Genomic DNA, 13,341 nt, shown 5'->3' with positions numbered 1-13,341 from the left:
TGAATTGTTATAGAGGTTACTCCTCTTAGTAAAAAATCCATAAAATATGCCTCCTATGTAATATGTCTAAGCATTATATTAAATGCCTGACTTTTGTGTATGTTTTGCATTTAAATATACTTTATTTTAAGAAATTATTATGCAATTTTAACAAGAGTATCTCCTGCATTTATTGTTTGTCCTTTTGTAACACCAACTGAAGTAATAACTCCATCTTTAGGAGAAACTATTTCATTTTCCATCTTCATTGCTTCTAGTACAATTAATAATTGTCCTTTCTTAACTGTGTCTCCAACTTTTACAGCTACATTAAGGATATTACCTGGCATAGGAGCATCAAGAGCTTCTCCTTCTGCATTTTGTGGAGCATTGTTTTGTACAACTTTATTTTGTGGAGCGCTTTGCACAACAGGATTTTCAGTTACTGTATTTTGGGGTGCTGTATTGATTCTTTCATAGGCAGCACTTGTTTCTCCTGTAACCTCCTCCATTTCTACTTCATAAACCTTACCATTTAATTTTATAACATATTTCTTCATATACTTTAATCCCTTCCTTTTCAACAACAGTAAATAATTTGATTTTTATATCCAGTAGTTTTGTTATTAAATAATTCAATTTTCAATAATTTATTAACCTGTTACTATATCTTAACTTATATTGATTCTCTTAATACTCATTTGAAGAGTATTAACTTATTCTAGATATCTTAGAAATGCGAAAATGAGAATTTGGCTTATCTTGCCCAGCCAAAATTGTTGCGCCTAAAGCTACTACTAATTTTTCTTCTTCATTAATTTCGTAATCACTTCTATTAAATTCAGTTCCTGACCTATTGTCAATTCTAGTTATCCTTGATACATGAAAATAAGAATTTGGTTTATCTTTTCCTGCCATGATAGAAGCTGCCAAAGCTACTACTAACTTATCTTCTTCTTCAATTTTATGAGATATTTGTTCTTTAGCCGCTCTTAAGTTATTATTATCAATTCTAGTTATTTTTGAAATATGAAAATGAGATTTTGGCTTATCTTTTCCCGCCATAATAGATGCAGCTAATGCCACTACTAGTTTATCTTCTTCATCTATTTCATAATTAGAATCATCAACTTTATTTATATTTTTCTCTAAGCTATTTTTTTCATCTCTATTTTTTAAATTCTCTTTTTTATTAAATATTAATTTAAATAGCTTTGAAAGTATAGAATTTCCCATGGTATTTCACCACCTTTAAATAATAAACAAGAATTACATGGTTACAGTAATATAGTGAACTTCTTCATGGTTATCCACTGATTTTTCTTCACATTTTTTTTCTGCATCTACTGCTACTGCTCCACCTAACAATCTACTTTCAAAAAATTTCTTAGCAACTTGTGGGAATAACACATAGGATAATACATCTTCTAAGGAATTAGCTAACTCGCCAATTTCTTCCTTATATTTTTCCATTTCAGGCTCTAGTAAATCTGCAGGTCTTTTAGTTATTACTTCATCATTTCCTATAATCTTCTCTCTAATTTCAGCACTGATTGGTGCAGGGGAAGCTCCGTAAAGACCTTTTACATATTCTTTGATTTCTTTTGGTACCATTTTATATCTCTCACCTGCTAAAATATTGAATACTGCTTGAGTACCAACCATCTGACTAAGTGGAGTAACTAGTGGTGGGAATCCTAAGTCTTCTCTTACTTTTGGAATCTCTTTAAGAACCTCTTCATATTTATCACTAGCACCTTGTGTTTGCAATTGGGATAGGAGATTAGATAACATTCCTCCTGGTACTTGGTAAGATAGTGTTTTAGGTTCAACATCCATAACCTTTGGATTTAATATTCCATTTTCTCTATACTTTTCCCTTATTGGTTTAAAATAATCTGCAATTTCACTTAATAGACCTACATCTAAGTTAGGAGCTCTATGTCCTTCTTTAAGTGTAACTACCATAGATTCCGTAGATGGTTGTGAAGTACCCTCAGAAAAAGGAGAAATTGCAGTATCTATAATATCTACTCCAGCCTCTACTGCCTTTAAATATGTCATTGAAGCAATTCCACTTGTACAATGAGTATGTAATTCTATAGGAATGTTTAATGATTCCTTAAGTCTTGATACCAACTCATAAGCTGCATGTGGGGTTAATATTCCAGCCATATCCTTAATACAAATTGAGTCTGCTCCTAGATCCTCCATATCCTTTGAAAGTTTTACGTAATAATCTAAGTTATGAACCTTACTTGTGGTGTAGCTTATTGCACACTGGCAATGAGCTCCTGCTTCCTTTATAACTCTTATCGAAGTTTCCAAGTTTCTTAAATCATTTAAAGCATCAAAAACTCTGATAATGTCTATACCATTTTCAACAGATTTTTTAATGAAGGCTTCTACCACATCATCTGCATAATGCTTATACCCTAAAAGATTCTGACCTCTTAATAACATTTGAAGTTTAGTTTTCTTTACTGCTTTTCTAATAGCCCTTAGTCTTTCCCATGGATCTTCATTTAAAAAACGAAGACAAGCATCAAAAGTTGCACCGCCCCAAACTTCTAAAGCATAATACCCAGCCTTATCCATTTTGTCTAAAATAGGTAACATTTCTTCCGTTGTTAATCTGGTTGCAATGAGAGACTGATGTCCATCTCTTAATGCAGTTTCTGTAATTTTTATTGGGTTCACTATTTGTCACTCCCTAATATAAAGCACCCTTTAAATTCACTAAGTTTACTTTATCAAATTCTTTTTAAACAATAAATTAAAGCAAGGCAAATCTAAATTATTAACGGATTTGAATCTACCTTACTCATAATTAAATTTTCTAACATGTGCTTAAATTATGTTATTTATACTGAATGATGTCTTATAATTTGAAATCATTATCTATATTTTCTTTTTTTGTTGAGGTTGGTAATCCATTAAATTTACACTATAAGAAGGTGTTCTTTTAATGGATTTATTCACCTTAGAAGTGTGTCTTATTCTATTCCTTTAGTTTTCTTACAACATCTATAATAGTTCCATCTCTATATTCTACTATTGCAACTACTTCATCCAAGTATTCTATTCTTTCTGGAACACCTACAATGGACTCTGCCTTGTCTTTTAGCGCTTCTATAGTATAAACTGGTATGCTACTATTTTTAAAGATTTCTATTAAATCTGTTCTTTTTGGATTAATTGCCATACCAAGTTCTGTTACTAATAAATCAATGCTATCTCCTGGGGTTATTACTGTATTTACTGAATCAACAACTGTAGGAATTCTTCCCCTAATTAGTGGTCCAACTATTATAGTTAATTTAGCACTGGCAGCAGTATCACAATGACCTCCAGAGGCTCCTCTTAAAACTCCATCTGAACCAGTCAGAACATTTACATTAAAGTCTGTATCAATTTCTAATGCTGATAAAACAACTACATCTAACTTATTAGCAATGCAGCCCTTATTATGTGGATTGGCATAGAAAGATGCATCAACTTCATGATGCATAGGATTCTTACTGATAGAATCTACAGCACTTAAATCAAATCCCTGCACATCAAATATATTTTTAATTAGTCCTTCTTCGTGCATTTCAACCATTGGCTTAGTAATTCCACCAAGAGAAAAACTTGCCTTGATATTTTGCTTTATCATTTCATCTCTTAAAAATCTGCTTACTGCTAAAGTAGATCCACCTGTTCCTGTTTGGAATGAGAATCCATCCTTAAAATATCCTGATTCAACTATTGCTCTACTAGCGTACTCTGCAATAAGTAATTCTTTAGGATTTTTAGTGAATCTAGTAGCTCCAGATGCGATGCCTGCTGGATTTCCTATTGCTTCCACCTCAACTACATAATCAACATCTCTTTGATCTATACTAGCTGGCATATTTGGAAAATCAACTAAACAATCTGTTATGATTACTACTTTATCTGCGTATTTTGCATCAACTTTTGCATATCCTAGTGATCCACAGTTAGCCTTACCTCTTGATCCGCTAGCATTTCCATACTCATCTGAAGATGGTGCTCCCAAAAATGCTACATCTATTTTTATATCCCCAGCTTCTATAGCCCTTGCTCTTCCCCCATGTGACCTAACTATTACCGGCTCACTCATTAATCCTCTAGAAATTTCTTCAGCAAGCTGTCCTCTTAACCCACTTGTAGTAACTTTTGAGATTACACCACTTTTAATATGTTCAATTATTGGTGCATGAACACTACCTAAAGAACTTGATGCTAGTGTTAAGTTCTTTATTCCAAGCTTAGCAATAGTGTCTACCACCATATTTAATATATAATCTCCTTCTCTAAAATGATGGTGGAAGGAGATAGTCATTCCATCTTTAAGCCCAGTCTTCAATATTGCTTCTTCAATATTTTTTAATACTTTTATATCTTCTGGCTTAACAGGAGTTACTTTTCTTCCAATTGTCATAATCTCATGACTTTTAGTAAATTCTCCTTGATAAACTTCGCTACCCTTTAAAATTTCATCTGGAATTTCTCTACCTAGAATATTTCTCATCTTAAACTTCCTCCTTATACAAACCTACGGCGGTTGCTAACTGAAGTACTCTATCTGCCCTATCTACAATTGGCTTATCTATCATTTTACCATTTAGCGATATAACTCCTAAGCCTCTCTCTTCTGCTTCTTTAGCCGCTCTTTTTATATCTATTGATTTTTTAATCTCCTCAGGAGTAGGTGTGTAAACACCATTTACCAAAGGTATTTGTCTTGGATTAATCACAGATTTTCCGTCAAAGCCTAACTGTTTTATTAGTTCAACTTCATCTTTAAAGCCCTCTTCATTATCTACCTCTGTATAAACTGTATCAATTGCATAAATCCCAGCAGCTCTTGCAGCAATTATTATTTGGGTTCTTGCACCCAAAAGTTCTAATCCATCTGCATATCTTTTAGTTTTCATATTTGTAACATAATCTTCGGCTCCAAGTGCAATAGCTATTAATCGTTTACTTGCAGATGCTATCTCATAGGCATTTATAACTCCAATTGGGCTTTCTATTGCGGCCATCATTTTAGTTGATCCTATTTCTCTTCCAATTTTTCTCTCAACTTCTTCAATAATGGTTTCAACATCTAAGATATCTTCTTTTCTCTCAGTTTTAGGTAGTCGAATTACATCTACTCCAGCTCTAACTACAGCTTCAATATCATCTTTTCCAAAAGGTGTATCTAATCCATTGATTCTTACAACTAGCTCAGTGTTGCCATAATCTACTGTTTTTATAGCATTATATACTAAAAATCTTGCGGAATCCTTTTCAGTGATTGCCACTGCATCTTCTAGATCAAACATTATGGAATCAGCTCCATAAATATATGCTTCCTTTATCATACTTGGATTACTTCCAGGAACAAACATCATAGTTCTTCTCAAACGTTCCATTAGTCGATTACCTCCCAGTCATAATTTTCTTTAATCCCAGCAGCTCTGAAAACAGCGCTTTGCACTCTCGCTTTAATTGTGCAGTCTAAGGCTCCCTTATCTGTTGCTGTAATCCTTACATTTTTCACTTGCAATTTTTCTAAGGTATCCATTATTACACTTTTTATTTGTTTTCCAAATTGCTTTTCTACAGAACTTTTAAGTTGAATTTCAATACCATTTTCTTCTTTTGGTTCAAGCATAATAAGAATATCGCTGGATTCTACTGTTCCAGCCATTGAGCTTTTTAAAATTTCCATGTGATTCACCCCTGCAATTTTATTTTAGACATCTAATGTCTTCCTAAATTTATTTTAATTTTATTTATTATCGGTTTTGCTTCTTCAGATAGAAAGTATTCGTAAGTTGCCTTTGGAACTATGTCCTTTATTCCTTCTATATCATTATTTCTAATATAATCTCTAACTCTTGAAGCACTTATAGCTTTATTCTCAGATTCTAATCTTGGTACAATGTTACAATCTATCCCATCTTCTTCAAGAACCTGTTTCATTATAGAATTATAGGTTTTAGTAACTTCACAATAAGGCTCTTCACCTACATATCGTCTTTTAATCCCTAAGGCAGGAACAATATATTTTTTAAATATTTCTAAGTCTAATCTAGCATGAGTTTCCACCACAGCTTTATCATCTTTAATAAAATAAGATGGGAAGGTGGCGCTAGAAATCACATAATTTTCTCCACTATGAAGGATAACATTTTTTAAATGCTTTGTACCTTCTTCAATTAATTTATATCTAACCCGAAATGGGATTACTGATGCTTCTTCTGAAACTACAAATACATGAACTACATTATTCTCACTAGCTGCTTTTTCTATAAGATGTAAATGTCCTAGAGTAAAGGGGTTAGCATTCATAACTATACTAGCAACTAAATCACTATTCACTTTATTTTTCGCTAAAGTTTCAGTATAATTTTTAATTCCGTTATATTTGTTTTCCATAAAAACAGCTAAATTCTTAACTCTAGCTATTTCATAAAATCCTAAGTCTTTAAAAAATTGAGCTGTATTACATTTTGTATAGAGAAAAGTATGATTGTATCCTCTTTTAAACTGCTCATTTATTAAATGAGATACAACCTTGTTTAGGACTCCTAACCCTTGATAATCTGAATTTACAGCTAAACATCTTAAAGTATTTCTGAAAAATGAGCCAGTAGCTATAAGTCTATTGTTATAATATATTCCTATAGTGTACTCCAAATTTTTATCTAATCTTATCCCTTCTTTACAGAGAAACTCTTCTAGTTTCCTTTGTTCGTCTACATCCTGTAAGAAGATCCTTTGTTCTACTATTTCGTAATCCATGTACCTCACTTATTCCCTTTCTATTCATATTGAATAAATTGATATAATCCTCTGATTTTTAGGAACTTTAATTCCAATATAAACTTTTATATCGGATACGTGCGCCTGAAATCTGTTTATGAATTTCTGATATTGTCAATCATATTCTTCTAAACATCTTTATAGGTTATACATGCTTGTTAATTAAATTATATGACAGTATTCTTGCAAACCCAAGTTTTTTTGGTGTTTTTTTGTGTACTTTTCCTGTTTTTCGACAAATTATTACTATATATTTTTGCACATATTAAATAAAAAAAATGAAGAATTAACCGCTTTGATCAACTCTTCATAACATTTTAATTATTATATACTAATTATTGAATAATCCCTTGTAATAAACCTAAAAAAATACCTACAGCTAATAAGTCTGCAGCTCCCCCTGGGCTTATATTCTTCGCAACAAACGCCTCATTTATCTCTTCTAATTTTTCCTTTGCATCTTTATTATATATTCCACCTTGGGTTAAAAACTCCTTTGAAACCTCTTTAACATATTGAAGACTATCCACACCACCTCGCATAACAACATTAGTATCTTCACTTTGGGTCATTATGCTCATTAACATTTGCAAAAATAAATCATTCATAGAAAGATCCTTATTATTACTCCATTTTGTTAAAATCGGTATAGCGATATTCCTAACTGTATTAAACCCACTTTCTACTTCTCCTCTTATACCCTTGTAACCATATTCTTTAAATAACCATTCTCCATGAGTTAATTTTTCTTTCTTAGGAATATGCTGAAAATCTTTATAAGCTAAATCCTTACAAACTTCTTTTACTTCATCGCAAACTTCGTCAATGTTAAATTTAAATTTATTCGACTTCATATACAGATACCCTGTTACTGCAGATAAAATACCAATTGAAAAAATAATTCCTTTATGAGTATTCACTCCATTGGTAGCTTTAAACATAGCTTCTTCACATTGAATTCCCGGACGTCGTATTCTATCAAGTAATTTAGTCTTATCAACTTCCTTAAAATTCATCCCCGCTAAAGCACACTCATATATTCCTTTATATAATGCTGAACTACTTGCCATAAAAGTGAAAAAATCCATATCTTTATGGGACCCTGAATTTTCACGATCTACCAGTCCTGGTTTAGGAGTGGTACTTACTTCATACAGTATAGCTCTTTGCCCTAATGATGCAATATAATGAGCACCCTTTTCCTTAATGTCCATAAATTTGACCTACTCTCTAATTTCAGTGGCAACCACTTCAAGTGAATGCTCTAAATGTTTTTTGATTATATCTTCAATTTCAAGCTTATTTTTCTCTACAATTGCTTTTAAAATTTCTCTATGATCCTTTAGCGCTGATTCTCTTCTCTGATTATCAGATATAGAAATATTTCTAAATCTTTGAAGATATTCATTAAGCTTGCTTATCATACTAGTAAGTCTTTTCATTCTACTAGCTTCATAAATTTTTTGATTAAACACTCCAAAAAGTCTAATTACTTCCTCGATGTCTCCTTGTTCATTCTTTTCTTCAGTAATAGTTAGTAATTCTTCAATATCCTTTATTTCATCCTCGGTTATATTATCCATAGCGCTTATAGCTGCTAATACTTCTAGATGTTGCCTAATTTTATATATTTCAAATACATCATCCATTGTAATTCTTTTTACTACCACTCCTAGTCTAGGTTTATACTCCACAAGCTCTTCTACTTCTAGAGCTCTAAGAGCTTCTCTAATTGGTGTTCTGCTTATATTTAATCTTTCTGCATATTCCTTTTCCACTATTCTTTCCCCTACTGGAATTTTTCCACTAATAATTGTGTTCTTCAAGCTTTCATACACTATTTCTCTTATGGGTTTATTTTGATGAAAATTCGTATTCTTAACAAATTCATCCATATAATCTAACATAAAAATCTTCCTTTCCATTGCTTAAAGGCTAAGCTCATACATTATAGATTTTACCCAACCCAATTAAAAATATCTATAGTTTTTAACTATCCTTATATAAAACAATATACCACTTAGGTTAAATATAAATGCTATCAGTACTTTAAGTTATCAAGCAAAAATTTTTTCAGTTTTATTGTGTATACATATTCATTTGTATTTTTCAGTATTTAATGCATATTTCATAGCTCAGAAATAATGAAAGCAAAAAAAGTTCCCAAGGGAACTTTTTTTGAAAAACATACTTTAATTAATTAAATATTTCTATAGAGGCATAACTCCTGTGACTACTGCAGCCACTATGAAAATTATGAAAGTACCTATTGACCATATTGCCGCATGTTTTTGCCATTCCCCCATATCTACTTCTGTTAATTGTAGTAATAGATATATAAACGCAACTAGTGGACTTAATAAGTGGAAAGCTTGTCCCATAGTTGAAGCAATACCAATCTGTAATGGAGTAAATCCATATGCCACTCCAGTTTCTGCAAGTACTGGTAGTACCCCGAAATAGAAAGCATCATTTGATAATAAGAATGTACCCGGAATACTAATAATAGCTGTAACTAGAGCCCAGTGTGACCCAAAAGATTCAGGCACTATAGAAGCTAAGTGAAGAGCAATGGCTTCTGCCATCTTTGTTTCTGTAAGTATTCCCATGAATATTCCAGCTGCAAGTACCATAACAATAACTTGTATAGCGTTTCCAGCGTGAGTTTCTATAAGTTGTCTTTGTGTTTTTAATTTTGGATAGTTTATGATAAGAGCTAATGCCACACCTACTTCAAATATTATTGCAGCAGGTACTTTTCCTGAGATTAATACATACATCACTAAAATAGTAAGAATAAAGTTAACCCATATAAGTTTTGGTCTTTTAAGAGCTATTTCTTCTTCGCTTAATGTTGCAGACATTTCAGCTAAAGTTTCATTTGTAATTTGTACAACACCAAGTCTCTTACGTTCTTTTAATCCAAGATAATATGCTACTCCAATAACATAGATTACAGCAATTATCATTCCTGGAACTAGAGGACGTAAAATATCTGATCCTTCAATTTTTAAAGCGGACATTATACGCGCTGTTGGTCCACCCCAAGGTAAAAGGTTCATAATTGAATTTTGCATTATTATTATTGTTGCTAAGTAAAGTGGTTTGATTTTAAGTTTTTTATAAACTGGCAGTAGTGCAGAACAAACTATCATAGTAGTTGTTGAACCATCACCATCCACAGAAACTACAGCAGCTAAAATTGCTGTTCCAACAAGTACTTTTACTGGATCGCCTTTTACGAATTTTACAATTGCATTAACTAGTGGATCAAATAATCCAACATTAATCATAATTCCAAAGAAAAGGATTGCAAATAGTAACATGGATGCTGTTGGTGCTACACCTTTAACACCTGTAAGAGCAAATTTTCCAATATCAGCACCAAATCCACCAAATAAAGCAAATACAATAGGTACTACTATAAGAGAAGTAAATGCTGTCATACGTTTTGTCATAATTAAAACCATAAAAGTAATTACAATTCCATAACCTAATATAGCTAACATAAAATATTACACCTCCGTAAATTTTGTAAACGATTTTACATATTTCCTTAAAACCTCTAGCTAGATTAAGTTCATTATATATACTTATTTTTTAAATATCAACAGATTTTTTGACATTTTTCTTGAATATTTGTAATTTTTTTTAAATTCTTAAAGTAATATTAAAATAATATTAAAATAATCTTAAAAAATCATTTTGTATATTTTTAGCAAAACATTATCCAGTATAAAATTGATATTTTTTTAACTGCTTAGCAAAGATAAATATTTTATTTTGTTAAATTCATCCGAAAATTATAGGTATCCATTTAATAATTTTCCAAGAGTTTAACTATGGATTTATTATGTTCATAATTAAACTCTTAAAAATTTTTATTTTCTTTGAATTTATTTTCTCATTTTAAAGAGGTTTAATTAATAAACCTTTTATTATTTCTGATAAAATATTAAGTTCTATAGGTTTTGGAAGATAGGCGTCAATATTTATATTTTGATTTATATCATTTTGATTCTCATCAACGTAGCCAGTTATAAGTATTATAGGTGTATTATTACACATCTCTTTAACTATTGATGCAAATTCATACCCATTAATATTTGGCATCATATAATCGGTTATCACTAAATCTATATTATTTAAATCAGATTGAAAAACCTTTAACGCAGTTGTACTATCTGTTTCTGCTACTACATCATAACCAAGATGCTCTAATCCTTTCTTCAATACCTTGAGGACTTTTATATTATCATCAACAATTAGAACTTTCTTTTTTCCAATTAGACTAATTTTAGACTGGATTTGACTTTTAATTTGCTCATTATCAATTAACGGAAAATAAATTTCAAATGAACTTCCATTTCCTACTTCACTTTTTACTACTATAGCTCCATCGTATTTATTTATAATATTTTGAACAACAAAAAGTCCTAATCCTGTTCCTTCCCCTATGGTCTTCGTTGTGAAAAAAGGGTCAAATATTTGCGTTTTAGTTTCTTCATCCATACCACAGCCATTATCTTTAATTACTAATTTCACATAGTTTAATTCTTTCTTTAAAGACTTACTAAGTTCATCTACTTTTGAACTATGTACAGTATTTAATGATATTTCGATAAGTCCCTTTTTATTCTTTATTGACTGATAAGCATTAGTGCACAGATTAAATATAACTTGATGAATTTGTGTAAAGCTTGCATTTATGTATCCACAGTTCTCTTGGATATACTCTTTAATTTCTATATTTTTCGGTATAACTGCTTTTACAAGCTTTATAGTCTCTTTAGTAACTTCATTTATATCTATTGGCTCTACTTTAACTATTCCCTTGTCATTTCTACTAAAAGCTAAAATTTGCTGAATTAAATCTTTTCCCTTTTCTGAAGCTTTATGTATTTCATCAACTTCCTCATAATATTCACTGTCTTTAGGTAATCTCATCATAAGTAATTCTGAATAACCAAGTATTGGAGTAAGCAAATTATTAATATCATGAGCAATACCTCCAGCAAGAGTTCCCACCATTTTAAGCTTATGAGAATGATAAATTTCAGATTCTTTTTCTCTTAGTTCTTCTGATGCTTCATTTAACATTTTCAAATATTTCGTTTCTTTCTCTAACTCTTCTTTATTCTTTTTCATTTTCGCTAAGGCTAAGGCGAAAATAAGAATTATAATGGTTACCAAAATTGCAATTCCAATGATTTGAACTAAAAACTTATTTACAGGTCCCTGTATTTCATCATAGGACATTGTTAATGCAACCACCCAAAAATATTCTCCCAGTTGAACAGGGGTGTATGCATTAAGTTTCTTTGCCCTTTTCAGGGAACTTTCACCCCACCAATAAGAATGATAAATAGCTGTACCTTCTTCACCTGTAAGTTGATCATTTATTAAGTTCTCAAGCTCCTTAAAATCTAAATCTGGATATACCTGTTTTCTTGTCTCTATAACATCCATTCCAACTTGTTCTTTTACAGTATGCATTATTATAATTCCATACTGATCCTTTACTAGTGCATAGCCTTTTTCTCCTATCTTTACTGGGTTAATTAATTTATCATAAATAACATCAAGACTAATTTTTACAGCCAGTACTCCTTTAAAAGTTTTCCCCTGGAAAACTGGTTCATATATATTTAGCATAAATACTCTCTTTGCCTCATCAAAGTAAGGATTGGCTATGTAAGGCTTTTTACTTGCAATAACATAATCAATATTGGCTTGTAGATTATTTTTAGTTGTTACTTTATCATTTGGATACTGAGTTATAGTTTTTCCACTGCTATCAAAAAAATAAATTCCATGAATTGATTCTTTCTCTGCTTCATAATAAGCTTTAAGCTTTTCATTATAAACTTTCATAACTTTTTCATTTTCAATATTAGTTACCATTTGAACAAATTCTTCATCTAGCGTAATGATTTTCATGCTATCAACAATGTGATTGATAAATAATTCAATACTTCGAGATATAGATCTAGATATTCCTAACATGTTTTGCTGTTGTTGAGATACAATGGTTTTTTCATACTCCCTATAAGTAAAGGAAGTTAATATACTTAAAATTATGGCCAATACTATTCCTGTAACACCCCAAACTCCCTTTTTGCTCAACCACTTCTTTTCTTTTAATCTATTTATAAACGAATTATTCAATGGTAGCCCCTCCGATTCTCTTATTATATAGATTATCCTAAACTTATTTTAAAATATAACGAACTTAATTAATTAAATTAGTGAATTTACATTTTAAAAACTTTTAAAAGACACAAAACAATTTCCAATATATAAAAAAATTAATCTATTAAATAACTATGAAATTTTAATTTTTCTTACGCTTTTTATAAATATATCCTAGGTTTTGCAATAAAGAAATATACAGACATCTACAAAATTAAAAATAATATTAACAATTAATCTGAAATTAAATACCAATACATATTTTAAGCTTTAATAGTCTAATATTATATATGAATTTCTTTTTATAGAATGAACGAACCTAATAATGAAGTAAACTACAAATGTACT

The 13,341-nt window shown here is 30.7% G+C and carries 11 protein-coding genes; all 11 read right to left on the bottom strand.

Annotation, left to right across the window (positions count from 1 at the left end; translation table 11 throughout):
* Positions 1-137 precede the first annotated feature (137 nt).
* The gene (locus RR409_RS17585) at positions 138-539 is read right to left on the bottom strand and encodes a biotin/lipoyl-containing protein (protein WP_332559078.1); all 402 of its coding nucleotides are present in this window, start codon (positions 537-539) and stop codon (positions 138-140) included.
* Positions 540-690: 151 nt separating this feature from the next.
* On the bottom strand, positions 691-1,215 hold the full coding sequence (locus RR409_RS17580; RefSeq protein WP_332559077.1) for a hypothetical protein: 525 nt from the start codon (positions 1,213-1,215) through the stop codon (positions 691-693).
* 33 nt (positions 1,216-1,248) lie between these two features.
* Positions 1,249-2,679 carry an oxaloacetate decarboxylase subunit alpha gene (locus RR409_RS17575; protein WP_332559076.1) on the bottom strand — a complete coding sequence of 477 codons (1,431 nt, stop codon included), beginning with the start codon at positions 2,677-2,679 and terminating at the stop codon, positions 1,249-1,251.
* 301 nt (positions 2,680-2,980) lie between these two features.
* Positions 2,981-4,516: a citrate lyase subunit alpha gene (citF, locus tag RR409_RS17570; RefSeq protein ID WP_332559075.1), complete on the bottom strand. Its 1,536-nt coding sequence runs from the start codon at positions 4,514-4,516 to the stop codon at positions 2,981-2,983.
* 1 nt (position 4,517) lies between these two features.
* On the bottom strand, positions 4,518-5,405 hold the full coding sequence (gene citE / locus RR409_RS17565) for a citrate (pro-3S)-lyase subunit beta (RefSeq protein WP_332559074.1): 888 nt from the start codon (positions 5,403-5,405) through the stop codon (positions 4,518-4,520).
* On the bottom strand, positions 5,405-5,704 hold the full coding sequence (gene citD / locus RR409_RS17560; RefSeq protein ID WP_332559073.1) for a citrate lyase acyl carrier protein: 300 nt from the start codon (positions 5,702-5,704) through the stop codon (positions 5,405-5,407). Before citD ends, citE begins: the two co-directional genes overlap by 1 nt.
* A 32-nt stretch (positions 5,705-5,736) precedes the next feature.
* Positions 5,737-6,780 carry a [citrate (pro-3S)-lyase] ligase gene (gene citC / locus RR409_RS17555; RefSeq protein WP_332559072.1) on the bottom strand — a complete coding sequence of 348 codons (1,044 nt, stop codon included), beginning with the start codon at positions 6,778-6,780 and terminating at the stop codon, positions 5,737-5,739.
* Positions 6,781-7,136: 356 nt separating this feature from the next.
* The gene (gene citG, locus RR409_RS17550; RefSeq protein WP_332559071.1) at positions 7,137-8,015 is read right to left on the bottom strand and encodes a triphosphoribosyl-dephospho-CoA synthase CitG; all 879 of its coding nucleotides are present in this window, start codon (positions 8,013-8,015) and stop codon (positions 7,137-7,139) included.
* A 9-nt stretch (positions 8,016-8,024) separates the two neighbouring features.
* Positions 8,025-8,708 carry a GntR family transcriptional regulator gene (locus RR409_RS17545; RefSeq protein WP_332559070.1) on the bottom strand — a complete coding sequence of 228 codons (684 nt, stop codon included), beginning with the start codon at positions 8,706-8,708 and terminating at the stop codon, positions 8,025-8,027.
* A gap of 303 nt (positions 8,709-9,011) precedes the next feature.
* Entirely contained in the window at positions 9,012-10,310 is a 1,299-nt protein-coding gene (locus RR409_RS17540) for a citrate:proton symporter (protein ID WP_332559069.1), read from the bottom strand.
* 400 nt (positions 10,311-10,710) lie between these two features.
* The gene (locus RR409_RS17535; RefSeq protein ID WP_332559068.1) at positions 10,711-12,969 is read right to left on the bottom strand and encodes a cache domain-containing protein; all 2,259 of its coding nucleotides are present in this window, start codon (positions 12,967-12,969) and stop codon (positions 10,711-10,713) included.
* Positions 12,970-13,341 lie beyond the last annotated feature (372 nt).

The sequence above is a fragment of the Clostridium sp. genome (assembly GCF_036642255.1).
In the GTDB taxonomy this organism is placed as follows: Bacteria; Bacillota; Clostridia; order Clostridiales; family Clostridiaceae; genus Clostridium_J.
This window is presented reverse-complemented; position numbering and strand designations above follow the sequence as displayed.